We start from the raw sequence: 25,532 nt of genomic DNA, 5'->3' as shown, positions 1-25,532 counted from the left end.
CTGTTATTTGTCGTAGATGAGGGAGATGTCGTCGATGGTGAGGATGCTGCCTATGTGTGGTTCTTTATATGAGATTTGTTCATCATCCTTCCAAAGATCATAGGAACTTTTGAACCATTCAAACGGCATGTTTTCTCCTTCTGTTATGGTTGATTGGAATATAATATAAATATACTTGCAAACAGGGTAGGATTGTTGCTCATTATAGTTTAGTTTTATTTCAGCTTCTACATAATTATTTTGTGAAGTTGAGGATTGAAAGTCTTGCTGTATAATTATATTTTTATTTTCATCCCATAATTCAATATGGGCTTTCCATGTATCGTTTGTATAAGGGAGATATTTATACCAGAATTTTAATGCTGTAGGTCTGGTATAAAATTCCTTACCATTTGTTTTAGTATAAGAATAGTTTGTTGCGCTCATTCCTGTACTACATTCAAAATCTCCAATGAATAATATTCCTGCAACTCTGTTTCTATTGTCTATTTTTGCATCTGTAAAAATTGTTTCGGTAGTGTTTCCTGCGCCGGATGCAGTATTTCTTAATTCTGCCGCTTTGCCTCCATTTCTGCCCGGAACATAAGATACTGCTGGAAAACAATTATACGGATAACCAAAAGTTCCTTGACGATATCGTGTTGTATAATCATTATTAGTGTTCCAATAGCATTTATCATTTTCAGAATATGGATAATAGCTATATACATTGTGGCTGAATGGGCCTGAACAATGCCATTCCTCCATCCCCGAATTCGGTAATTGTTCCGGAGTTTCCAATGTCGCTTCGGCTTCTGTTGAGGCTATGGCTCCCCGATACAAAGCACGTACTCGATAGCTCTTTTGGGATATGTCTTCTGCAGCTTCATCAAATTGTTGGACGCGTCCTTTTTGATTGTCTCGTGTGCTGCATTCTATCCAGTCCGTTCCATTATAATATTGATATATTAAATTGTTTTTGATGGTTTCTGCATTTCCCGTTGTTACCGTGATGTCGTTTATTGTAAATTCTCTGGACCAACAGTTGCTGGCATCTACGGATACGCTGAACTCCGGCTTATTGCAATTCAATGTATAGCTACGATTAGCTTCTGCGTCTTCATGGCTCCATCGGCCGTTAGCCTGTGCATCCAGCTCAATGGTGTTGGCAGTCGCTTCACCGGCATTGGTTTGTAGTCTGGCTATCAGATTGTCCAACTGTATGCTGGGGGAACTATCGCCTATGGCAGGTAGTGTGATGCCCAGTTTTTCTTCTAAATCCTTTCGGGTGTCTTCAGAGAGTGTGGAAAGCTGGTATTCCTGATTGAATGCTGTAAATTGCGGATCGGCAAAATTGAACTTGATTTTCAGGTCTTGCAATGCTGTTGCTGTGTTCAGCTTGACAGTTGCGGCTTTGCTTTCGGTCTCGGCAAACGACAACGAATTCCCTTCAAAGCCTTCGGCTTCTATCTTGGGTTTGGGCAACCACTCCACAGGTATCGTCTCCGAGATGGTCACATTCTCCACCTCTACCTTTGCTACGGTAAGGATAACTCCGGAGGCGGCGGGTTTCACTTTCAGCGTCAGTTTGCAATGCTTGCCAGCGCCAAAGGTGTCGGCATTCTTCAGCTTGTCATCTTCCAATGTCATGGATACTGCCTGACCGTTGTCTTTCAGGGTACCGACAAACTGAAAGGTCGGAATGGTACCTGCACGGTAGTAGGCACTTTTCTTTGCATTGTCTTTGCTGATGGTGACGGATTGATTGCCCACAGAAACCTTCAGACCGTACGAGGAGAACAAGGCATCGAACTTCTCGGGCTCGTCGTACGTCACGCTGGTCAGTGCATTGGCCACTTTGCAGCTCAGGTTTACTGTCCGGGTCTCTCCTTCGGTTACTTCCACTCCTGCCTCTTCTCCTTTATAATAAGGAGTGTCCAATCCTAATAAAGGATTTTCGCCACAGGTGGCCGTCACGGTGTAAAGTCCGGCCGAAGCAGGAATCTGGTCCGAAGTAAAGGTTCCATCGTACAATGTGCTGCCGGTGCTTTCTTTCACAATCTTCAGCGAGAATTGTTCTTTAACAGGTTTGCCCAGTTCGGCGGGAGTGCTTTTGGTGGTTACGGTCACGTCTTCTCCCAACGATATCAGGAAACCACCCTCCATGCCTTCCCACTGCTCCGTCTGGCAGGCTGCCAGCAGCAAGCCGATGAAGCCCGCATATAAAGCCTTGATATATTTCATTGTGATGGTTCTTCTATTCTCTTTTGTCATACTTACTCGTAAATCAGTTCAAAATTATCTAACCACAGTTTGCTGCCTACTCCGCCGGTGAAGTAATCGCCATATTTGCTGGCGCTGGCCACCACGACGATGTACTTCGGTGTGCGGTTGGTGTATCGGTAGTCGAGCACAAGGTCCTTCTGCTGGTAATCTGATGTGCTGGAACCTTGTATCAGTTCGGCGTATGCGATGATGTGCGAGTCGGCTTTGTCGAACAGCTGGCGTTCGCTGGGGCGCGTACGGATTTCGAGCGGTTCGTCCCAGTCGGTCAGTGCGATGTAGATGTGGCACGAGTCGGGACGTCCTTTCAGATAAGAAAGGGCATCTTCTCCCACCTTGTCGATGGTGGCCGAAGTGTATTTATAGTTGATGCGCAGTTTGCTGGGGAACGACGAGAAAGACCGTCCGAAGCTCAGCACACCGTTGGTTCCTACCGTTTTCACATAACTGCCCGTAAAGATGTTGCCTGCCGCAAACTTCAGGACAAGGTATTTCGATTCGAGCGAGGCGGCAAGTCCGCTTCCGTTGCAGGTTTCGCTGGTGGGGATGGAGTTGCTGTCGCTGATGGTGACGGCTCCTTTATTGCCGGTGTCCCAGAAAGAAGTTCCGCCCTGGCTCCACGGGTTCCACAGTTTATCTTCCTGATGCCAGTTGTCGAAACTGCCGTCGGTCAGTGGAGTTGCGGGTGCAGTAGTGAACGTCTGCGTGCCTGCTACGGTGCCGTCGATGCTGACACGGCATTCGTATGCAGTGCCGGGGCTGAGTTGCTGCAGGTCGGTCGTATAGTTGGTACCGCTGATGGCGATGTTGGCCAAAGGCTGTGAAGTCCAGTTGCTGTCGGTCGATTTGCGGTATTCCACCACAGGCTGCTTGCCGCTTTGTATGCTGCCTTTCAGTGTGGCACTTGTGGCTCTTGAGAAGACGTCTATCTGCCCCGATGCGTTTTCGTCGGTCTGATAGACATAGACGGTCCACTGGTGGCTCACCTCTTCCCAACCATACGAAACAAAGAAGGTCCGCGGCTCGGAGAAGTCGAAGTAGGCATCGGCAGTCGGGTCGGGATATACCGTGCCGTGCTGGCCGGCGAGGTTGAACGAAGTCACTTTGATGTGGTCGAGCCGTTGTTCGTGCGACACGTAGATGATAACATTCCGGTTGATGTCATCCACAATGGCGTTGCCTACCTGGTTTTCCAGAACGATGTCGCGCTTTATCACCTGCTCGATGCTGATGCTCCAGGCATAGTCCTGATAAGTGCGCAGGACGATCGTGGCGGAGTTCGAAAAGTCCATGCGGGTATCCGACGAGATGGGAATATCGTCCAGCGAACTGAAGCCTACGGTCGGAAACTTGGCATAGTTGTGGCAGAGGGTAGAGTCGGGCACCAGCGTGGCATTGTTGCTGACGGTCAGTTTGGTAATGCGCAGCTCTGACAAGTCAACCGAGTCGTCCACATACAGTTTCACCGTACGTGCATTTTTATCAATGGTAGCTTGCTGGCTTCCACTGCCGTCGGGACCGCATTGTCCTTCTACCTCAAAGTCCTGGATGCTTCCGTCAACGATGGGGTAGGGAATGTCGTTCTCAATGGCACAGGCAGTTAATGCCAGTACGCAGCATATATAACAGAAGAGTCTTTTTATCATAGTTCGTTCGTTTCTTGATCGTTGGTTTACAGGTAGAAGGTCATGCCGATGTTAATCGAGAAGAGGTTGATCTTGAAGTTTCCCGAAGACGTTCTTCTCATGCCGCTTTCTATCTGATTGGTTGTCTGTTTCTGCCATTTGAAGTTGTAGCCCATCACGCCTACCGATACTTCGACTGCCGACCAGTCGGTGACGAAGGCCGTCATGCCCGGTGCTATACCGATTTGCAGGTTGTGTGTCCGTTCAAAAGTACCGTCGTATTCGGTATTCGAACCGGTCGAATTCTTTCCTACTCCGTAGGCGTACGTCAGGCGCACTTCGTTGAACAGTCCGAAAATCTTGCTTTTGCCGATGGGCATGTAGGTACGCAGAAAACCCGATACCTGGTATTCGTGCTCCAGGTAATAGAGGTCCTTAAGGCTGATGTTGAAGTCCTCACCCAGATTCAGTTCGAAGTTGGCCATATCTAAATAGGTACGGTTGTAGCCGAAGCGTAAGCCTGCCGCTACGTTGTCCTTGAAGAAATAGCCGACGTACGGACTGACGTTGAACGTATATCCCAAACCTTCTACGTTCTTTATGACCAGAAAGTTCAGGTTATCTTCCTCGTGTTCGGAATAAGAAACCGTACCTCCTGTCATCCACTGCCCCTTGGGAATGAAGACCGATTGCATGATGCCGCGGTCGATGCGCTGGGGCCGTTGGGCTTTTTTCCGTTTCTTTTTGGTTGGAGCTTTTATCTTGTAAACATGTCCTGTTGAATCGGCTATGATGATGCTGTCGCCATTGAGGGTGGTTTCGATGCGGATAGACTTCTGCGCCTGTAGCGTCTGGAATGCACTACCGATAGCGAACAATAGGATGAGTGACAGTATTCTGAACATAAATGTTTTAAAACGTGTATAAGAGGGGGCATCAAAACCGCAGTTTGCCACGGATTACACAGAGGAACACAGATATATTATAAGTAATCTCTGTGCCTGTCTGTGTAATCAGTGGTGAGTTATGACGCACCCTCTTTTTTTAATTAATAATTGTATATGGCTTTACTTGGTGGAAGGAACTCCGTAAAGTAACTCCAAGTCGTCGATGTACATGATACTACCGGTACTTCCAGTGAAGTAATCGCCATATTTACTTGAAGAGCAGACGATAATCAAGTAATATGCAGTTTGTGGCGTGATATCTTTATACTTCAGTTCGACATTGAATTCTTTCCATTCATTATTGGTGGATACAGCTTCCGCATCGGGTAATTCGCCATACGCAATGATATTATCATCGTTTTCGAAATCGAAGAATGTAGAAGTATCAGTATTGTTCAACTGATGAGGAGCTTTAGCTAATGCCATATAGATGGAACATAAGTCGTCAGTTCCTTTCTCGCCAAGTCCTGCAGGAGTATTATCACCCCGATAGTCTATTTTCCCACTTGTATAGCGGAACCAACCATGCAGACCTGTTGGGCGAGATGCAAATTTCTGTCCAAAATCAATTTTGGCTCCGTTAGTACCTACTAAGCTGTTGAATTTGCCTGAGTAAAGGCTGGCTGCAGCAAACTTACCAATACCGAATGCAGAAGCATACTGTGATTTTAATTCTGCAGATTTACCTCCGCTGGTGTGTACGATAGAGCTATTGCCTTGTGTTGGGTTTACATTAACTAATGCTCCGGCACCTGTTGTAGTTCCCGGGTTACTTGAATCCCAGAAAGAGCCCGAAGTGGAATAGTCACTTTCTGATACCGGATACCAAGTTTTGCCGCTCTTGTACCAATCATCCATATTGCCATTTGGCAATGTTGTGGCTTCTTCTGTTGTGAATGTTACTGGATCGCTGGCATAAGCTTCTCCACTCTTTTCATAAGCGAGGCGATAAGTATATTGCGTGGCAGGTGTCAATCCTGTAAGTGTCGCTGTGAATTTCTGGTTTCCGCTATTATAATTGGCTGAGATAGTTTGCCATTCTTCTGCATCGGCCTTTTTATACTCAAAGTGCATGCTGGCCGGATCAAGTTCTTCGGATGAAGAAAGAATACTTCCTTCTAAATAAGCAAAGTTACTCCAAGCGTTGGCCGCTTCAGCTCCTAATTTTGTGCTGGCTTCAGTAGAAACATTGAAAGTAAATGTATATACGGTTTCTGTTCCATCTACACTGACGCTGACTCCTCCTATATCGCCGGTCTCAGCAACTTTAAAGTTCAGAATGTAGTGTTTGCGGGCTTTCACGTTAGTGATAGGTGTATCTTGCGAGAACTGTTGTCCGGAATGGTTGGTTACAGAAATAGTAGCGGTGAGGTCTGCAACCGGGAAATAAGCTGGTTTCAGTTCATCGCCCATTCTGAAGGTGAGTTCGTTAACACCCTCCATAGCCGATTTGACAGTGGCTGTAGCCGATTGGAAAGCGTCTATAAAAGACTGATCATAATTTACGGTAACTTTTACGTTAGCCAATGTACAGGTAATGTTGGCGGTAACCTCTTTGCCTGTTTGTACCGTTATCTGCTGGCTACCGGCATAGTAAGGTATGTCAAATCCCGATTCGGAACCATCGAACCCGTTGGAAGAGGCTTTTACGGTATAGGTACCTGCTGCCAAACGAATTTGTTGTCCCGACAGAGTTTCCCAATCGTCGGTGCTTTCTACGATTCCTCCTTTGCTATCGAGTATTTGCAAAGCAATTTGTTTAGGGTTATAATCTGCAGCGATACGGGTATCTACGTAGGCATTGGTTCCTACTTCAATACGGAGATAACCGATGTTGTCATTTAAGTCATCTTGCTGGCATGAAGTTATGCTCAGTGTGGATAATATTACAAAAAGAAATAAATATATCTTTTTCATTTTCTTACTCGTTTATGGTTACTTTAAATACACCGGTTGCTTTTTGTCCATTTTTATCGGTTACAGTAATATGGAACTCATGTGATTTGCCTGCATCGGTTGCTCCTGTCATATCAAGGAAGGTGAAGAATGCTCCGATTGGGAACGTGTATTCTTTTGTTCCATCTGTAGGGGCTGTACTTCCTACAGTAGCAACTAAATTCCCAAAATCGCTATTATCAATCAGGTTTACTCCTCCATTCTCAGCAAGGAAGCTTTGTCCGTCCATCTTTAAATCGACCAAGATCGCTTGAAAGGCGTCGTTTCCTGCAGTTATGGTTACGATGATTTTATCCAATCCTGCTTCAGAGGCTATATATGCATCAGCACTGGCCGGTGCATCGCCTGCCGATATTGAGTAAGTGACATCTGCGGGTAAGTTAAGAGTTACATCACCTCCTATTGGTGGTTCAGTTCCAGAGTCTCCACCCTCGTCCGGATTTGTTGTCGGAATCTCTACCGACTCGCTTTCATTTTCAAATGTGATGTTAGCAGTAATGGTAATTCCTGTCAGTTCTCCTGTGGAAGATTCCACGGTACCCATGTTGATTTCTAAAGCGTCGCCACCGGTGAATGCATCGCCCACTTCTTCATACTGTTCGGCGGCGTCTTTCTTTTGGAATACTCGTCTTTCGGTTACAGTGTTCCCTTTAGTTGTCACAGCCTTGATATTGACAGTGATGGCTGTGATGTTATCGCCGAAATGCCAATAGATGGGAGCCGGATTCTGGTCACTTTCGGTGTATGCAAGTACAGTTTCTGTGCCATCGTCTATGGTAATCGTCCATGAGCTGAATGCTTCTTTGAAATCGTTTCCGTATTTCATCTGAATACGACTGTTGGCCATACGGCAAATGACATCGACTTCGCTTGTAATGCCTTTGCTTACAGTAATATTTGTACTTCCCGAATAATAGGGGTTTCCCATTTTCTTCTCCAGTGTTCCGGGGGTATGCGACGTTACGGTATATTGTCCTACAGGCACTGTGATGCTGGACGGGACTTCATCTACAGTGGCATATTCCTTCGCTACGTCAGTAACTTCGGCACTTGTACCTTGTATGGTTACAGGGAAGTCATTGGTTGCCACTTCCGTGGCACGTGTCTGTGAAACGGGTTGTTTTACACTGACTCCAAGCTCCAAAGCGCCCATATCTTCTTTGTTCACAAGGCTGCCGGTCAGCTCATTCTTCATTTCGCACGAAGCCAGGCTTAGAATGGCTGCTGTGCTTAAGGCTATGATATTGATTAATTTCATAAAATTCTTCTTTATAAATAAGGTCTTATACTTTAAATCCATTCAGAGGGAACTTCGATGTCGATGTTTTCATCATCGGTCGATTCGTCGATGGTGACAACGATGCCCAAGCTGCCGTTATTGTCTTGTGGTGCGATGTTCAGTGTCCACGATTTACCCGGAGCCAGTGTATAAGTCTTTTCCACAGTGGCAGACTTGTTGTCACTGATGCGAGTAAAGTTGATGGAGGCTTTTACGCTTTCTCCTGCTGCATTAACTTTCAAGTACCATGGTTCAGTATCGTTTTTTTGCCAAATGGCGCTACTTCCGGTCTCTTTTAATGCAGCCGTTTCATATACCACAGAATAGTTGCTGAAGTATTGAGACATATTGTTGGCGAAACTTACTTTTACCTTTCCGCAGGTAGGTTTGCATTCGACTGCTACTTCCTGAAGTTCTTCTCCGTTTACGGTGAATCCCGTTTCTCCTTCTACATAGAATTCGTCGCGTGAAGCATCACTTTCTGTACCATAAAATGCTTTCAGTGTGTAATTCCCATTATTTAAGCTGATTCGTTCCGGCTTTTCACTATAGATAAATTCTTCAACAGTTGTTCCTTTGTCATTTAGAATCTGCACAGAGTATTTATTAATATCTCCGTAATCGCTCTCGTTTACCGCTTTCGTAAATACGGTGCTGGTAGTAAGTCCTAATCGGATACTGCCGCTTCCGGCATTTTCTGCAGGATCCTCGCTTGAGGTGCAGGATGTGATCGTCAGGGATGCCATGCAGCCCATCAGGAATAGTTTAATTTTGTTGACTTTCATATTTTTTTGTTTAATGCCTCCTGTAAAAACGCTTTTTAGGAGATGACTGGTTTTTATGCTTTTTTCGGGCTGCAAAGTAACGTATTTATGACCACTTGAGCAAGGTCTGTTTTTACTTTTTATGTTCTTTTTTTCATCTGATCCTTTGGGTTAGGCCTCTTGTATCGTTATAAATGCGTAATAAATAGGGGTTGGCGTTGATAAGCTGGTCAGAATCATTTGTCTGTTTTTCAAATAAGCTTATCTTTGTGACTCGATATAATTATACGGATATGATGGAACATAATCAAGAAAAAGACATGCCCAAAATCGATTTGCCGGAAGATTGGTTGGCAGGTACAGATATCGATCCCGCTCTGCTCAATCTTTATACGGATTTTCCGGTAAGGTTGAAGTGTGAGATGTTTATATATTGTCAGAGTGGCGAGGTGGAAGCTTCAGTCAATTTAAATCGGTTTTGCGTACATCAGGATGAAGCGGTATTGCTGGTGCCCGGGACTATTTTTCAGATCCACAAAGTGAGTAATGAATTGAAGATTTATTTTCTGGGCTTTTCATCCGGGTATATTAAAAGTAATCCCTCGCAGCATATGATTGATGCATGTTACATGTTGTCAGAATCTCCGGTTATCTCTCTTCATAAAAAGGCATCGGATTTGCTTCGCGACTTTTTTGGCCTTCTTATACGTTTGTACGAGTTTCTCGATGAGAAGGGGCGGAAGGCGGCTGCCAACAATTTGTTTGCCGATGTTCATCTGGCTATTCATCAGATCTGTTCGGATCGAAACAGTCAGCATCGGTTGCTGACCAAAAACGAACAGTTGTTCCGCAGCTTTACGCGGCTTGTCATGCGCCATTATTCACAAATCAGGCAAGTAGTGTGGTATGCCGAGCAGTTGCGGGTGAGTCATGCTTATCTGTGTAGCGTGGTCAGGGAAGTGACCGGTAGTACCTGTACCGACGTTATTTCGTCAATGGTTATTATGGATGCCAAGTCGCGGCTGAAGCTGACGGATGCTTCTGTTCAGGAAATATCGGATGCGCTGAATTTTGCCAATATTTCGTTCTTTGGAAAATACTTCAAACGTTATGTCGGTATGAGTCCGTTGGAATACAGAATAAAAGGATGAAGATACAATAAAAAGCCATCGAGGAAAAAGAAAAGGAGATGCGTCGTTTGGTGGACACATCTCCTTTAACTTTCATTTTGTTGCCGCAAGTGCGATTACTTACGCAAGCCAAGCTCTTTAACGATGGCACGATAGCGATTGATGTCGCGGTTGTACAGGTAGTTGAGCAGCGCACGGCGTTTACCTACCAACATCGTCAAGGCTCTTTCAGTACTATAATCCTTTCTGTTGAGCTTCATGTGCTCAGTCAGACGGGCAATACGGTAGGAAAACAAAGCTATCTGAGACTCAGCTGATCCAGTATCAGAGTTAGACTTTCCGTACTTGCCGAAGATTTCTTGCTTTTTAGCAGCGTCTAAATACATAAAATGTTTAATTAAAAAAGTTATTAATATTCCCTTTCGGGGCTGCAAAGGTAGGGATTATCTTTGATATGGCAATGACTTTCAGGCGAAAAAGTGTATGCTGACGCTGTTTTTTGCAGAAAAGTTCCTTCATGGTAAACAAGCAAAAGTTTTCGAGGTGTCTGGGGGCGATACATTTCGTTTGTGTGTATGTGCAATGGTTCAGATGCTTGTTCTATCGGTGCGGAAAGGCAAATATGGAGTCAATGTGCGTCAGAACAGAGGGATAAGAAAGCGACTTTTTGACAAATACCAGTCGGTAATCGTAAAAAATACACTATCTTTGCACCTCGAAAATAATAGGTATTATATGCAAAACATCAGAAACATTGCAATTATTGCCCATGTCGATCATGGGAAGACGACGCTTGTAGACAAGATGCTGCTGGCCGGACATCTTTTCCGGAACAACCAGAGCACGGGTGAATTGATGCTGGATAACAATGATTTGGAACGTGAGCGAGGAATAACGATTCTCTCGAAGAACGTATCCATTAACTATAAAGGCACCAAGATTAATATTATCGACACTCCGGGACACAGTGACTTTGGCGGCGAGGTAGAGCGTGTGCTCAATATGGCCGACGGTTGTCTTCTGCTGGTCGATGCGTTCGAAGGCCCGATGCCTCAGACGCGCTTTGTGCTTCAAAAGGCTTTGCAGATTGGTTTGAAGCCCATTGTGGTTGTCAATAAGGTGGATAAGCCCAACTGTCGCCCCGAAGAAGTGTATGAAATGGTGTTCGATCTGATGTTCAGCCTTAACGCAACTGAAGATCAACTTGACTTCCCCGTCATTTACGGATCGGCCAAGAACAACTGGATGAGTACCGACTGGCAGAAGCCGACCGATAACATCACTCCTTTGCTCGACTGCATCCTGGAGAACATACCTGCTCCCGAGCAGCTGGAGGGTACGCCCCAGATGCTGATTACTTCGCTCGATTATTCATCTTATACCGGCCGTATTGCGGTGGGACGTGTTCATCGCGGTACGTTGCGCGAGGGTATGAATGTATCGTTGGCAAAGCGTGACGGCAGTATCATCAAGACTAAGATTAAAGAACTGCATACATTCGAAGGCATGGGGCGTGTCAGAGTGCCCGAAGTTTCATCGGGTGACATTTGCGCCCTGGTAGGTATCGATGGTTTCGAGATTGGCGATACCATCTGCGATTACGAGAACCCCGAAGCATTGCCGCCTATTGCCATCGACGAACCGACCATGAGCATGTTGTTCACCATCAACGATTCGCCTTTCTTTGGAAGAGAAGGTAAATTCGTTACTTCGCGTCACATTCACGACCGACTGATGAAGGAGCTGGACAAGAACCTGGCTTTGCGTGTGAAGAAGAGCGAAGAAGACGGAAAATGGATCGTTTCGGGTCGTGGTGTGCTTCACTTGTCTGTACTGATCGAGACCATGCGTCGTGAAGGCTATGAGTTGCAGGTTGGTCAGCCACAGGTTATCTTCAAGGAGATAGACGGTGTGAAGTGCGAACCTATCGAGGAGTTGACTGTAAATGTTCCTGAGGAATATGCCAGCAAGATTATCGATATGGTGACCCGTCGTAAGGGCGAAATGGTGAAGATGGAAAATGCGGGCGACCGTGTGAACCTGGAGTTCGACATGCCGTCGCGCGGTATCATCGGCTTGCGTACCAATGTGTTGACAGCCAGTGCCGGTGAAGCCATCATGGCACATCGCTTCAAGGAGTATCAGCCTTATAAGGGCGAGATAGAGCGTCGTACCAACGGATCCATGATTGCCATGGAGAGTGGAACGGCTTTTGCTTATGCCATCGACAAACTGCAGGACCGTGGCAAATTCTTCATCTTCCCGCAAGAGGAAGTCTATGCAGGTCAGGTGGTAGGTGAACATTCACACGAAAACGATTTGGTAGTGAACGTGACCAAGTCGAAGAAACTGACCAATATGCGTGCCAGCGGTTCGGACGAGAAAGCCCGTCTGATTCCTCCCGTACAGTTCTCGTTGGAAGAAGCATTGGAATACATCAAGGAAGACGAGTATGTAGAGGTTACTCCGAAGTCTATGCGTATGCGTAAAGTTATCCTCGATGAGACGGAACGCAAGCGTGCCAATAAGAACTCATAACATACATATAATATATATTAGACGAAAGGAGGTGTGTAGGGATGCACACCTCCTTTTTTTGCACAGGAAGGGTTGTCAAACTCTTTTTTTAGTCGATGAACTTTACTTTCTCGGCATTACGCGGTTTGGCGTCAGGTGCCTCATCGGGATAGCCGAAGGCTATGCAGTACAGCAATTCGTAGCCTTCGCTGAAGTTCAGTTTCTTCAGATACTCGGCTGCTTCGGCCGACTTCATAAAACGGGCCGGTCCGCCCAGACAGCACGATCCGATGCCCATGGATTGTGCCGTAAGTATCATGTTGCCGCCCAGCAGACCGCAGTCTATCTGAGAGCAGTCGTACGACGGGTCGTTGGCGATAAACACTACCGTGGGGGCATTGCGAAACATGTTCTTGAACGACGGATCTTCAGTTGCTTTCGGATTTGCTTTCTTGTAGAGCTCTGTTACCCCGTTGATAAACTCTGGATTGTCCACTACGCGTACTTCCCACGACTGTTTATTCATGCCATTGGGAGCATTGATGCCACATTTCAGGATGGTTTGCATGGTGTCGCGGTTCACCGGTTGTGGTTTGTACTTGCGGATGCTGCGGCGATCCATAATGGTTTTGATGACTGCTTCCGACTGGCTGAGGCCTTTAGGAGCGGCAGTGCTTTCTTTTTGCGATGCAGGGGCGGTGCATCCGATGGCTGCACACAGGCAGAGTCCGCCCACGATACCTTTCAATAGTTTCATATATACGTTTTTATTTGGGTTGATGTCATTGGTAATGAAAATGAGCCGATGGTGTATGTGTGGAGCGGATTATTCCTGTTCCTTGTCTTCCAGTCCTTCATCTACTCCTTCAAGGAAACCGCCGAGTGCGGCACCGGCTTTTTCCATCTGCTCCATGATGGCTTTTCCACAGTTCTTGAATACAGTGGCGGCATATTGACCTTGCAGTTTGGCTACTTCTTCCAGTTCTTCCTCGGTCAGGTCGTCGTACGAGTTGATTTTCTCCAGGAGTTCGCTGAACTTCTTGTTCGCCTTTTCCCATTGATCGGCGGAATAGTCCTTGCCGTCCTCGCTGATTTCTTCCACAAAGTTCTTCAGGTCGTCGATGCGTCCTTGTTTCGATTGGCATGATTGAAAGCCCATGATGCCGATGGCTAACAGGGCAAGCAGGATGTACTTTTTCATAAGCTTTTTGCAGATAAATTGTTAGAGGCAAAGCTAATGAAATATTTTCAATAAATGTTCCTGGCTATACTGCTTTTTTCTTTTTTTCAGCCCTTCGTGCCTTCATTCTGTTACTTTTCTGGTACGGAAGAAGTTACAGAATGAAGGTCGAGGGATGAAGAATCGATCAGCTTTCGGCCAGCCCCGGATGTGTCATGGCAATGCCTAAAGCCTGAGCGATGCCGCGGCCATAGTTCTCGTCGGCTTTCAGGCAGTTACGGATGTGGCGGAGTTTGATTTCTTCGGGAATATCACCCATTGAGCGGGCGGTATTTTCGAACAGAACCTGTTGCTGTGCGGGTGTCATCAGACGGAACAGGTCGCCGGCTTGCGAATAGTAATCCGAGTCGTCTTCGCGGTAATCCCATTGGTAGGCGGCTCCATCCAGTTCGAGGGGCGGTTCCTTGTATTCGCCTTGTTGTTGCCATTCGCCATAGCCATTAGGCTCGTATCCCAGTGTTGAGCCGTAATTGCCGTCAACTCTCATTTGCCCGTCACGATGGTACATGTTGAGGAACGGACAACGGCTGCGGTTCACGGGAATCTGATGGTGGTTCACGCCCAGGCGATAGCGTTGCGTGTCGCCGTACGAGAAAAGACGTCCCTGCAACATGCGGTCGGGCGAGAAGCTGATGCCTGGCACTACGTTGGCCGGGTTGAAAGCTGCCTGCTCTACGTCGGCGAAGTAGTTTTCGGGGTTGCGGTTCAGTTCCAGTACACCTACTTCGATGAGCGGATATTCCTTTTGCGACCATACTTTGGTGAGGTCGAAGGGGTTGAACGGACAGTTGGCTGCCTGTTCTTCCGTCATCAGCTGGATGAACATGGTCCAGCGTGGAAAGTCGCCTTTCTCGATGCTTTCGTACAGGTCGCGTTGGTGGCTTTCGCGGTCTTTGGCTATGATGGCTTCGGCTTCCTGATCGGTCAGATTCTTGATGCCCTGCTGGGTACGTAAATGGAATTTAACCCATGTGCGTTTGCCTTCGGCATTGATGAAGGAGAAGGTGTGACTGCCGTAGCCGTGCATGTGCCGGTACGAAGCCGGGATGCCGCGGTCGCTCATGGTGATGGTTACCTGGTGGAGTGCTTCGGGCAGCAGTGTCCAGAAGTCCCAGTTATTGCGTGCGCTGCGCATGTTGGTACGCGGATCGCGTTTGACGGCATGATTCAGATCGGGAAACTTCAGCGGGTCGCGCAAGAAGAAGACGGGGGTGTTGTTTCCAACCAAGTCCCAGTTGCCTTCGTCTGTATAGAACTTGATGGCAAATCCGCGGATATCGCGTTCGGCATCGGCGGCTCCACGTTCTCCGGCTACGGTCGAGAAGCGTACAAATACTTCCGTCTCCTTGCCTATCTGCGAGAAGATGGCGGCTTTGCTGTAGGGGGTAATGTCATGGGTTACGGTAAACTTGCCGAAAGCTCCCGATCCTTTGGCGTGCATGCGGCGTTCGGGAATGACTTCGCGGTCGAAGTGTGCCAGTTTCTCCAGAAACCATACATCTTGTAAGAGCATCGGCCCCCGGCGTCCTGCGGTGGCTACATTCTGGTTGTCGGCTACAGGTGCTCCTGCAGCGGTAGTCAGTTTCTTAGTTTTCATACCATGTTACGTTTATAGTTAGTGAATAAAGGAAATGTCGATGAAGTGATCCAATTGTGCCTTGTCCTCGTCGGTGAGGCGTCCGGTTTTCGATTTCAGAAAGGGTACAGGGCATGCTCGTGGAATGCTCAGTGCACGTTTCATGCGCATGTACATGCTGCCTGTCCTGAACCGGTAAGTGGTAAAAAGAAGCGTGCGGTCGGCCTGTACCAGCTGTTGTATCTGTCGGCTGAAGTCCTGCCACTGCCTGTGCGGATGTTGTCCGATGACGAACCAACCGCAAGTCCAGCAGCCCGAAATCAGGAAGTCACATTCTGCCAGCTTCTCCGGTGTGGCATCTGACACGGCACTCAGACTGACACTCAGGCCTTTCGACCAAAGGTACATGGCTATTTCGCGGGCATAGGCGGCCGTTTTCCCTTTGTGGCTGTAATAGAGGACGACGGCTTTTCGGTTGTTCGTAAAGTGACCGTTTATCTTTTTCATCTTGCACATTATTATTGTTGCTGAACAAATATATGGGGGAGCGGGTTATTTCTTTATATTTGCAAGATTCATTTTTTCGATAAACCTTATAGGCTAAAACGATTGAAACATGGAATTACGCCAACTGAAGTATTTCAAGGAGGCTTGCGAGCGGCAGAATTTTTCGGAAGCGGCCCGCGTGCTTCATATTTCGCAAAGTACGCTTTCGCAGCAGATCAAACAGTTAGAGGATGAACTGGATGTATTGCTTTTCGACCGCATTGGCAAGCGCATTGTTCCTACCGAGGCCGGTCATGCCTTTCTGCCTTATGCCGTCCGGGCCATTCACGATGCGGAAGACGGACGACAGATTATTCATGACTTGAAGGGAATTGAAACAGGGGTACTGCGTATCGGTGTGACTTACAGCATGAGTCCGCTACTGATTGCAGCACTGAAGCTTTTTTCGCAAGCCCATCCCAAAGTACGGGTAGAAGTTACTTTTGCTACTTCCGAAGAACTGTTGAAGCGGCTGGACGGTAGTGGCCCCGACTTTGTACTTTCGTTCAAACCGGAAGGAGTGGAAGATGAGTTTGAAACGCTGCCGCTTTTCTCTTCGCGTCTTAACTTCATTGTTCATCGTTCGCACCCGTTGGCCGAGCTTTCGTCGGTCACGTTGAAGCGCCTGTCGCAGACGCCGTTGATATTGCCGGCTTGTGGATTTGCTACGAGAAAGAAAGTGGAAGAACTGTTCCGTCGGCATCATATGGAACTTACGGCTTCTGTCGAAATGGACGATGTCCATACCATCATTCATGCGTTGAGGAGTGGGCAGTGGGGAACCATACTGACACAGGCCGCTGTTCGTGGTGAGCCCGACCTGATGCAGATTCCGATTCTTTGCAATGACCATCTCACTTCGCGTGGCTTTCTGTTTTGGCCACAGGGTACTTATCGGAAAAAGTCGGCTCTGGCTTTTGCTGATTTTCTGCTGAAGGTGACGGGTGGACGGTGAGGTTCTTGTTTTGTCTGCTGAAGAACTAGAAAAGAAAGAGGGTACATCCGCACCGGATGTACCCTCTCTTTTATTGATTGCTTATAGTCTTTTCGATTAGAGCTTCGGACCAGCAGCAACCAGCTTCTTACCTGCTTCGTTGCCAGTGAACTTAGCGAAGTTCTTGATGAAGCGGCCAGCCAGGTCTTTGGCTTTTTCTTCCCATTGGCATGCGCATTCGTAAGTGTCGCGAGGATCGAGGATCTTCGGATCAACACCCGGCAATTCTGTCGGAACTACGAAGTCGAAGTACGGGATAACCTTTGTAGGAGCCTTGTCGATAGAACCGTCCAGGATAGCGTCGATGATACCACGAGTATCGCGGATAGAAATACGCTTGCCAGTACCGTTCCAACCAGTGTTAACCAAGTATGCCTTAGCACCTACTTTTTCCATCTTCTTAACCAACTCTTCTGCATATTTAGTCGGGTGCAAGCTCAGGAAGGCTGCGCCGAAGCAAGCAGAGAATGTCGGAGTCGGTTCAGTGATACCACGTTCTGTACCAGCCAACTTAGCAGTGAAACCAGACAGGAAGTAGTACTGAGCCTGTTCGGGGTTCAGGATAGATACCGGAGGCAATACACCGAAGGCATCAGCTGACAGGAAGATTACCTGGTGAGCGTGAGGACCTTTAGATACCGGCTTAACGATGTTTTCGATGTGGTAGATAGGATAAGAAACACGAGTGTTCTCAGTTACGCTCTTATCAGCGAAGTCGATCTTACCGTTGGCGTCAACTGTTACGTTCTCCAACAGAGCGTCGCGCTTGATGGCAGCGTAGATATCGGGTTCGCTTTCCTTGTCGAGGTTGATAACCTTAGCATAGCAACCACCTTCGTAGTTGAATACGCCTTCGTCGTCCCATCCGTGCTCGTCGTCACCGATCAGTTTACGTTTCGGGTCAGTAGACAAAGTAGTCTTACCTGTACCAGACAGACCGAAGAAGATAGCAGTGTCAGTGCCTTCCATATTAGTGTTGGCAGAGCAGTGCATAGAAGCGATACCACGCAACGGGTTCAGGTAGTTCATGATAGAGAAGATACCTTTCTTCATTTCACCACCGTACCAAGTGTTCAGGATAACCTGTTCGTTAGTCTTCAGGTTGAATACAGTAGCTGTTTCAGAGTTCAGACCCAGTTCCTTGTAGTTGTCAACCTTAGCCTTGGCTGCGTTGAATGATACGAAATCGGGTTCACCGTAGTTGGCCAGTTCTTCTTCTGTCGGACGGATGAACATGTTCTTTACGAAGTGAGCCTGCCAAGCAACTTCCATGATGAAACGTACTTTCAGACGAGTTGCAGGGTTGGCACCGCAGAATGTATCCATAACGAACAGACGCTTGCCGCTCAGCTGTTTAACAGCTTTAGCCTTCAGGTCAGCCCAAGCTTCTTCAGAGCAAGGTTTGTTGTCGTTCTTGTATTCGTCAGAAGTCCACCATACAGTGTTTTCGCTGGCTTCATTCTTAACGAAGAATTTATCTTTAGGAGAACGTCCGGTATAGATACCAGTCATTACGTTCACAGCGTTCAGTTCTGTTACCTGACCTTTTTCGTAGCCTTCCAGACCAGCTTTGGTCTCTTCTTCGAACAATACTTCATAAGACGGGTTGTGGAGAATCTCCTTTACGTCTTGAATACCGTACTTGCTTAAATCTAAATTTGCCATTTCTTTTTAAGATTTTAAAAATTGGTATTTTTGTGAATAATCTCTTTTTACCTTTATCTTTACAAGGGGAGGGGAGTCCTCGTCAGAATCCGTTGTCCGTCGCAGGGCGGTTTCGGATAAGTCCCTTGTTTTTCGACTACAAAAGTACGATTTTCTTTCGAAAGAAAAGTCCTATTGGAGAAATTTTTCTTTAATTGGACTTCTTTTATAAATCCATAACAATATCTGCTAACTGAATGTTGCAAAACGGATAAAACTGAGACGGTTTTTGCTGTGTGTACATTGCAGACTGTTGGTGTCCAGCGTGTAAATTGGTTTCAGGTGGGGTGAAACGTCGGTTGCTATCGGGTGAAGGAAGGTTGGAATGTATGATGTTTCACCACAATTACCTCAGATACAGTAGCTTGCGTTGAAACGTGCAGAAAAGATATGAAATGGCTGTGAAACGTTACCTTTCACCGCATCTTCCTATGTATCAGCTTTGAAGAAGCCGGGTGAAAGGATGAAGGATGTGAAGCAGGAAACAGAAAACGTGCTGTGAAGGGTATACAGACGGGGTTGAGCGGTGCAAGTGTGGCTCGTGAGCGGTACAAGTGTGGCTCGCGAGCCGTGCAAGTGTTCTAGCCGAGCCATGCAAGTGTGGCAGTCGTACTATGTAGGCATGGTTGGCATATATTATATATATGAACATATTTTCACATCGGACGGGTGTTTTCGGGAGGAAAGTTTTATATTTGCATCGAATTGCCTTCTTCCGTTTGTACGGCTTCGAAGGCCGAAAATAGAATCGTATGAAAGTTATAGATTTTGCAGAAACCAATTCGGTTATCAATCAGTATGTGGCCGAAATCCGCGATGTGGATATACAGAAAGAACGTTTGCGCTTTCGCCGTAATATCGAACGCATCGGCGAACTGATGGCTTATGAAATGAGTAAGGAGTTGACCTACTCCGTGAAACAGGTGCAGACACCGCTGGGTGTGGCTCAGGTCAGTACACCCGACGATGAGCTGGTGGTTGCTACGGTGTTCCGTGCCGGGCTGCCTTTACATCAGGGTTTTCTGAACGTGTTCGACCGTGCCGGCAATGCCTTCGTATCGGCGTACCGTTATTATAAGGATAAGGAGTGTCGCGAGCTTGATGTGCACATCGAATACATCGCTTCGCCCAACCTGACAGGGAAGACGCTGCTGCTGGTCGACCCCATGCTGGCCACTGGCGAGAGTATGGAGCTGGCCTGGAAAGCTTTTCTGTCGAAGGGGACTCCCAAGCGGTTGCTGATAGCCAGCGTGATAGCCAGCCGTCAGGGAGTGGAACACTTACAGCAGGTATTTCCGAACGATGACGTTGCGTTGTGGTGCGCAGCCATCGATCCTGAACTGAACGAGCGTTCCTACATTGTGCCGGGGCTGGGCGATGCCGGTGACTTGGCTTACGGCGAGAAGCTGTAACAGAGAAGGGCAGTACGTGGGTACAGGTTATCTGTTCCTTCCTATAGATACGAATGACGCGGATTGCACGGATTTATCTTTTATATGATATCCGTTCAGTCCGCGTCATTTGGTTTTAAGAGATTGTTAGTCTCGTTTTGTAGGTTGCAAACTTTTCAGCACAATCCTAGGTTGGGTGGCTGTGGTTCGTATACCGGTGTGTCTTGCGGCTCATTTCGCCCAGAACAGTTTGGTGTAGTAGGTGTCTTCAGCCTGTACGTCCTTATAGTAGGGATTGTAATTCACTTCGGTGGTCGGGTAGCGCCAACGATTGGGAACGTTGGGGATGGTGCCGGCTACTTCGGGGAAAACGAGTCCCGACGGATAGCCCGTGCGGCGCAGGTCGCTCCAGGCTTCGCGGCTGACGAGGAAGGCAAAGTGTACCCACTTCTGGGTGATAATGGCATCCAGTTTATCGGTATAGTCGCTGCTCTTCCAGCGGGCGTCGGCAAAGGCGGCTATGGCTTCGTCGGTTGGAGCCTCGTAGCGGCGGGTGTTTTCGCCGGTACCGATGGAGTCGTAATAGTACCACAGGCGGATGGACTGGCTGACGGCTGTTTTAAACTCTTCTTCGGCACGGGTCATGTCCTGTGCTACTCCGTAGCCCATGGCGTATGCTTCTGCTTTGATGAAGTGGATTTCGGGCGATGCCATGATGAGCATGTCGAACTTGTCGTTCTGCCAGAAGAAACCGTTTTGGGTGATTTGCGAGAAACCCTTGTTGGTTGTTATCAGTTCGTCCTCGGCCTGTGAGTTGTAGTATTCGGTCAGCTCGTCGCTTACACTGACATCCGTACCCAGGTAGCGGTGTTCGTCAGTCTGTCCAGTATTGCGGTTTACTATTTTTACAGGGTTGTAGTAGAGCAGGATGCGCGGGTCGTCTGTACCCTCGACATAAGTACCAGTCAGTGGATCGCTGCTCTCCATGTTGTAATTGCCGTGGCTCAGCATTCGATCGATGACGGGACCCGATGCCAGACGGTTGGTCACCCAGTCGCCCAGTCCGCTACCGGCAGTGAAGTTCAGCTGTCCGGACTTCTGGTTAGTGATGAATACGTTATTCGCTTGTTCCTCGATGAGAGGGTATTCGGTCGGGTTCTCCAGTATCTCTTTGATGATGGCTCGTCCTTCTTCTGCCAGTTCGCCTTGCGAGGCTACACGCATGGCCAGACGTAGGCGCAGGGAGTTGGCGTAACGCTCCCACTTATCCATGTCGCCCCAGTTGATGAAGTCCTGTGTACTGAAGTTACGCGGAACGGGGATGGTGCGGAAGCGTGGAGCCATCTCCTTCAGTTCGGACAGGATGGTACGGTAGATGTCTTCTGCTTTGTCGTAAGGAGCATACGACTGTTGCACGTCATTGGTCAGCGGCAAGGTACAAGCCTTGCTGAAAGGCATGTCGCCAAAGACGTCGACAGTAGCGGCAAAGAAATCGTATACTTGTAGCCGTGCTGCCAGCAGAAAAACTTCGTCCTGCTCTTGCTGTCCGGTGCTTTCTTCGTTATAGAGTGATTCGAGTTTGCGTAGTTGGGTCAGAGCCGAGTAAAGGTTGTCCCACTGGCTGTCGATGAATGGAGTATAACCGGGTGTATACATGCTGCTGGAGTAAGTATAACCGAAAGTCTGTGCATATTTCCCTACGAACTGCGAGTCGAAGCCGAAAAAACGGTTATACTCGTAGAGGTCGTAGTCTTTCACTCTTTGAAAAACACCTACCATCAGGTTGCTGATAGAGACGGTGGTCACTTTCGAAGGGTCTTCGTATTTACTGTCGAAATCATATTCCGAGCAGGCGCCGAGGGTGAGTAGTACACCCAAAGCCAATGATATGGATAGTTTTTTCATAATGCCTTTTTATATGTTTTTTGTTGCGGTTGCCCGTTTTTTACCTTGATTGTACGAGGTGGTTGTTATTGCTCAGAAGCTGGCTCTGACGGAGAATCCGAAGTTTCGGGTAGCTGCCGTCGAATTGCCGACAACAGCCTGATTTGCCCATGACGTTCCTACCGACGACTCGGCATCGTAGTTCTTCAATGCTTTGTAGAAGTAGAAGAGGTTTCGTCCGAACACCGACAGGCTCAGGCCCGACATACCCAGTTTGGCAGTCACTTTCTGTGGGAACCGATAGCTCAGCGCCAGTTCGCGCAGCTTCACGTACGAATTGTCGAATACGGAGTTCATATAAGTGAGCTGTTCGCTGTTGGTACCCCAGTTGTAGGTCATGTTGTAATAGTAGGCAGCAGGGATGATACGTGTATTCTGCTCGCCTGTCGAAGCTACTATACCCGGCAGGATGAGGCCGTCGTGGTAGATGTGCTCACCGTTGGGACCTGCCGCGGTGGTTGGGGCTACCTGTACGGGGATAGCTGTTGAGTTGTTGTCGCCCGGGTAATAGTAGGAAAGGCCTCCATGTTCGGTATCGCGGTATTTCAGCGATTCAGGTGTCAGACCCAGTCCGGTGGCGTATTGGTTCATTTCATTGATAACGTCACCTCCGATGCGGTAGTCAATGCTGATGTCGAGGGTGAAGTTCTTATACGAGAACGAGTTGAACAGACCACCTACACCGTCGGGATTGATGTTGCCCACTTTTTGCAGTTCGCTCTGGTTGAGGTAGAGGCCGTTATCTGACACAAGGTACTCGCCTTTTTCGTTCATTTGCGGCACTTGTGCATAGATGTCGCCCATGGCTTGTCCTTCTACGGCCTGTATTTTGATACCACTTCCGCCGGAGTTTACGATTTCAAGGTAAGGTACTCCGTCGGCCAGCCGTACGACTTTGTTTTTATACACACCGTAGGTAGCGGTCAGATCCCAGCGGAAGTCGCGTGTCAGTACCGGTGTGGCATTGATGGCTACATCCCAACCTTGGTTGGCTACCTCGCCCACGTTCATCAGCATATATTTGGCACCCGAACTGGATGGTTGAGGAGTAGACAGTATCTGGTCTTTTACACGGTTATTGTAGTAGGACACGTCGAATCCCAGACGGTTATTGAAGAACTTGCTTTCGAGTCCGAACTCATATTCGTATTTTTTTTCGGGACGGATGTGCGAGTTGCCTAATGAAGAAGGAACGGTGTTCCACGTGAAGCCGTTGTCTGAGCCTTGCTCGTAAACAATGTTGGCGGCATAGGTTTCGGGAGCGTTACCCACAACGCCGTAAGAGAGGCGTAGCTTACCGTAGCTCCACTAGCGCGGCATACGGAAGGCATCGGTGAACAGGAAACTCATGTTGGCCGAAGGGTAGAAGAAACTTTGGTCCTTCAGTGTAGAAGAGCGCTCCTGACGTCCGGTCAGTTCCAAAAAGAGGTAATTGTCCCAGCCCAGGCTGAGGGTACCCATATAACCGGTTTTCAGCAATTCCATGCGTTGCAGGCTGCTGCTGGCTGTATAGCGGCTGGCATTCAGGTCGAACCAGTTTTCGGTGGAAAGTCCGCCGTTGGTTGCCACGCTGATGTTGTGCATGTTTTCGTATCGTCCTGTCCATCCGGCAGTAGCTGCGATGTCGAAACGGCCGATGTTATAGTTGAAGTTCAGCATTACGTCGCCATATATGATGTCGTAGCGGCGGTTGATAGCTTGGAAGCTGCCGCTGGGGTCGTACAGTGAATTAGGTCGTTCGGTTTCTTTCTTCAACGTCTGCTTGGCATCGGTGATGTCGGTTGCCACTTGGGCACGCAGGCTGAGCCAGTTGGTTATTTGCCATGTGGGGCGTATCATTCCCATCAGTCGGTTTTCGGTTTCTTCACTTGTCTGGTGGTACATGTTCCACAGCATGTCGCGTACACCTGTCAGGTAGCTAGGATCGTAAGCCCAGGCTTCGTCGGGAGTCAGTGTAGCATCGCCACCTGCAAATGTATTTTTATAACCTAAGCTGGTGGCATAGGTGCTTTTCAGGTAGGGAATGTCGAGGAATGTCGAGAAAGCGTTGCTGAAACTTCCATACAGGCTGAGTGAGGTTTGCGGACGGTTCTTGACATTCTGGATGATGTAGTTGATGGAGTACTCCAATGTCAGAGGTTTGAAGAGTTTGTATGAACCGGTCAGTTTGAAGTTGTGTTTTTTGAAACTGCCTACCAATGCATTGGGTATTTCGTCGGTATAGGTATACGAGAAGCGGTTGCTGGCAGTCTCCGTACCGTGCGAGATAGCCAGTGTATAGTTCTGCGTCCATCCGGTACGGAACAGTTCGTTCCACGGATTATCTGTCTGTGCTACGTAAGGACGCACCATTCCGTCCCAATAGAGCACGTCACTACCGTCGTATCGTGGACCGAACGACTGTGTGGTGCTGCGCAGACTTTTGTAGGTCTGTCCGTTGAAGGTTCGTTGATAGAATCCTCCGGTCTGCTTTTCGTAATCGCTGTAGTTGATGTTGTAGGTTCCCGGTCCGTACAGGTTTTGCACTTCGGGTAGGTAGGCGGGTAGGTTGGCCATGACTTGTGCAGTGAAGTCTACACTTACTTTTCCCGTTTTAGCACGTTTGCTGGTGATGACTACGGCGCCGTTGGCTGCTTCCGAGCCGTATAGGGCTGTGGCTGAAGCGCCTTTCAGAATGCTGATGCTCTCAATGTCTTCGGGATTGATGTCGACCAGACCGTTCGAACGGATACGGCCGTCGTTACCGAATTCAGCGAAGTCTGTACTCTTTCCGGTTCCTCCGTTACGGATAGGTACACCATCGAGGATGATGATAGGTTGGTTGTTTCCGGTGATAGACGTCAATCCGCGCACGTTGATGGAGACGGCTCCGGCCGATCCGCCTTGCGTCTGTGTGATGCGGATACCCGGTGCCTTGCCGTACATGGCCGAAGCGATGTTGGTTGCTCCGGCTTTTACTATCTCGTCGGCGTTGATGGTGCTGACAGCGTAACCCAGTTTCTTAGTATCTTTCTTGATACCAAGTGCGGTGACTACTACTTCGCTCAGCTGTTGGGAGTCTTCGCGCAGCAGGATGTTGAGTTTGGTTTTTCCTCCTTTTCGTAGTTTGATTTCCCGTGTGGCATAGCCCATGTAGGCTACCACAAGAGTGGCGTTTCCGGGTACGGTCAGGGTAAAGCGTCCGTCAACGTCGGCTATTACGCCGTTGCTTGTATTGCCTTTTTCTACGATACTGGCTTCCGGCAGAGGCTCTCCACTCATATCCTTCACAATACCAGTTACAGTTTTGGGCTGCTGGTCGGTGACGAGATCTTCGGTTGTGTCGAGGAAGACAGAATCGGGTTGGTTCTTACTCTCATAGGCCCATGTGGAAAGGTTTCCTGTCAGCAGGAAGATAAGTCCGCATAAGATAGCCGGATACTTTTTCAGGCAAGTTTTTACTTGTCTCTTTCTAGTTAGACTTTTCATATTTTATTGCTTTATAAAATGCTCTCTCAGTTGGATGTGGGAAAACTTCATCTTGAATAAAATTGCAATTTATATGACAGTCTTGCTATGATCTGTATGGAATTTCTGTAAGTCGCTGAATGATAGTGTGCTGCTGGCTTGCCGGATGGAAAATTTTTAATGAGGAAAGGTGTGAAAAAGTGTGGAGTG

At 47.9% G+C, this 25,532-nt stretch carries 17 protein-coding genes and 1 pseudogene; 4 read left to right on the top strand and 14 right to left on the bottom strand.

Features of this window, described 5'->3' with window-relative positions; translation table 11 throughout:
* Window positions 1–3: 3 nt before the first annotated feature.
* The 6 genes from BQ5591_RS00895 to BQ5591_RS00870 form a co-directional block, all read right to left on the bottom strand.
* Window positions 4–2,223: a DUF4493 domain-containing protein gene (locus BQ5591_RS00895; protein ID WP_071148074.1), complete on the bottom strand. Its 2,220-nt coding sequence runs from the start codon at window positions 2,221–2,223 to the stop codon at window positions 4–6.
* A 32-nt stretch (window positions 2,224–2,255) separates the two neighbouring features.
* Window positions 2,256–3,908, bottom strand: a complete 1,653-nt coding sequence (locus BQ5591_RS00890) for a PCMD domain-containing protein (protein ID WP_071148073.1) — start codon at window positions 3,906–3,908, stop codon at window positions 2,256–2,258.
* A 26-nt stretch (window positions 3,909–3,934) separates the two neighbouring features.
* Entirely contained in the window at window positions 3,935–4,792 is an 858-nt protein-coding gene (locus BQ5591_RS00885; RefSeq protein WP_235817014.1) for a hypothetical protein, read from the bottom strand.
* Window positions 4,793–4,954: 162 nt separating this feature from the next.
* Window positions 4,955–6,751, bottom strand: a complete 1,797-nt coding sequence (locus tag BQ5591_RS00880) for a DUF4493 domain-containing protein (protein ID WP_071148072.1) — start codon at window positions 6,749–6,751, stop codon at window positions 4,955–4,957.
* Window positions 6,752–6,755: 4 nt separating this feature from the next.
* On the bottom strand, window positions 6,756–8,048 hold the full coding sequence (locus BQ5591_RS00875) for a DUF4493 domain-containing protein (RefSeq protein WP_159434399.1): 1,293 nt from the start codon (window positions 8,046–8,048) through the stop codon (window positions 6,756–6,758).
* Between the two features lie 32 nt (window positions 8,049–8,080).
* Window positions 8,081–8,854 carry a DUF4493 domain-containing protein gene (locus tag BQ5591_RS00870; RefSeq protein WP_071148070.1) on the bottom strand — a complete coding sequence of 258 codons (774 nt, stop codon included), beginning with the start codon at window positions 8,852–8,854 and terminating at the stop codon, window positions 8,081–8,083.
* A gap of 272 nt (window positions 8,855–9,126) precedes the next feature.
* Here BQ5591_RS00870 and BQ5591_RS00865 point away from each other — a divergent pair, with 272 nt between their 5' ends.
* Complete coding sequence (locus BQ5591_RS00865) at window positions 9,127–9,984, top strand: AraC family transcriptional regulator (RefSeq protein ID WP_235817013.1); 858 nt, start codon at window positions 9,127–9,129, stop codon at window positions 9,982–9,984.
* A gap of 95 nt (window positions 9,985–10,079) precedes the next feature.
* Here the strand turns inward: BQ5591_RS00865 and rpsO are convergent, their stop codons facing one another.
* Window positions 10,080–10,349, bottom strand: a complete 270-nt coding sequence (rpsO, locus tag BQ5591_RS00860; RefSeq protein WP_022161550.1) for a 30S ribosomal protein S15 — start codon at window positions 10,347–10,349, stop codon at window positions 10,080–10,082.
* 349 nt (window positions 10,350–10,698) lie between these two features.
* Here rpsO and typA point away from each other — a divergent pair, with 349 nt between their 5' ends.
* A complete protein-coding gene (gene typA, locus BQ5591_RS00855; RefSeq protein WP_071148541.1) occupies window positions 10,699–12,501 on the top strand; it encodes a translational GTPase TypA in 1,803 nt (600 codons plus the stop codon).
* An 88-nt stretch (window positions 12,502–12,589) separates the two neighbouring features.
* On the opposite strand, the gene BQ5591_RS00850 is transcribed toward typA, so the two are convergent.
* The 4 genes from BQ5591_RS00850 to BQ5591_RS00835 all read right to left on the bottom strand — a co-directional run bounded on the left by BQ5591_RS00850 (window position 12,590) and on the right by BQ5591_RS00835 (window position 15,803).
* The gene (locus tag BQ5591_RS00850; protein WP_071148069.1) at window positions 12,590–13,237 is read right to left on the bottom strand and encodes a nitroreductase family protein; all 648 of its coding nucleotides are present in this window, start codon (window positions 13,235–13,237) and stop codon (window positions 12,590–12,592) included.
* A gap of 69 nt (window positions 13,238–13,306) precedes the next feature.
* On the bottom strand, window positions 13,307–13,681 hold the full coding sequence (locus BQ5591_RS00845) for a DUF6565 domain-containing protein (RefSeq protein ID WP_071148068.1): 375 nt from the start codon (window positions 13,679–13,681) through the stop codon (window positions 13,307–13,309).
* A 166-nt stretch (window positions 13,682–13,847) separates the two neighbouring features.
* The gene (locus BQ5591_RS00840) at window positions 13,848–15,317 is read right to left on the bottom strand and encodes a catalase (RefSeq protein WP_071148067.1); all 1,470 of its coding nucleotides are present in this window, start codon (window positions 15,315–15,317) and stop codon (window positions 13,848–13,850) included.
* 18 nt (window positions 15,318–15,335) lie between these two features.
* Window positions 15,336–15,803, bottom strand: coding sequence for an NADPH-dependent FMN reductase family protein (locus BQ5591_RS00835; RefSeq protein ID WP_113740841.1), 468 nt, complete (start codon window positions 15,801–15,803; stop codon window positions 15,336–15,338).
* A gap of 109 nt (window positions 15,804–15,912) precedes the next feature.
* Here BQ5591_RS00835 and BQ5591_RS00830 point away from each other — a divergent pair, with 109 nt between their 5' ends.
* Window positions 15,913–16,797 carry a LysR substrate-binding domain-containing protein gene (locus tag BQ5591_RS00830; RefSeq protein WP_071148065.1) on the top strand — a complete coding sequence of 295 codons (885 nt, stop codon included), beginning with the start codon at window positions 15,913–15,915 and terminating at the stop codon, window positions 16,795–16,797.
* A gap of 96 nt (window positions 16,798–16,893) precedes the next feature.
* Here the strand turns inward: BQ5591_RS00830 and pckA are convergent, their stop codons facing one another.
* A complete protein-coding gene (gene pckA / locus BQ5591_RS00825; protein WP_071148064.1) occupies window positions 16,894–18,501 on the bottom strand; it encodes a phosphoenolpyruvate carboxykinase (ATP) in 1,608 nt (535 codons plus the stop codon).
* A gap of 791 nt (window positions 18,502–19,292) precedes the next feature.
* Here pckA and upp point away from each other — a divergent pair.
* The gene (gene upp / locus BQ5591_RS00820) at window positions 19,293–19,952 is read left to right on the top strand and encodes a uracil phosphoribosyltransferase (protein ID WP_071148063.1); all 660 of its coding nucleotides are present in this window, start codon (window positions 19,293–19,295) and stop codon (window positions 19,950–19,952) included.
* A 210-nt stretch (window positions 19,953–20,162) separates the two neighbouring features.
* Here upp and BQ5591_RS00815 read toward each other — a convergent pair whose 3' ends face one another.
* Together BQ5591_RS00815 and BQ5591_RS00810 are read right to left on the bottom strand one after the other, a co-directional pair.
* Window positions 20,163–21,836, bottom strand: coding sequence for a SusD/RagB family nutrient-binding outer membrane lipoprotein (locus tag BQ5591_RS00815; protein WP_071148062.1), 1,674 nt, complete (start codon window positions 21,834–21,836; stop codon window positions 20,163–20,165).
* A 72-nt stretch (window positions 21,837–21,908) separates the two neighbouring features.
* A pseudogene (locus BQ5591_RS00810) lies at window positions 21,909–25,172 on the bottom strand (SusC/RagA family TonB-linked outer membrane protein); the annotation flags it as partial.
* Window positions 25,173–25,532 lie beyond the last annotated feature (360 nt).

Origin of the sequence: Bacteroides ndongoniae, assembly GCF_900108345.1 — a bacterium.
Classification (GTDB): Bacteria; Bacteroidota; Bacteroidia; order Bacteroidales; family Bacteroidaceae; genus Bacteroides; species Bacteroides ndongoniae.
The sequence above is the reverse complement of the archived record's forward strand: the minus strand, read 5'-3'. Positions and strand labels throughout refer to the sequence as shown.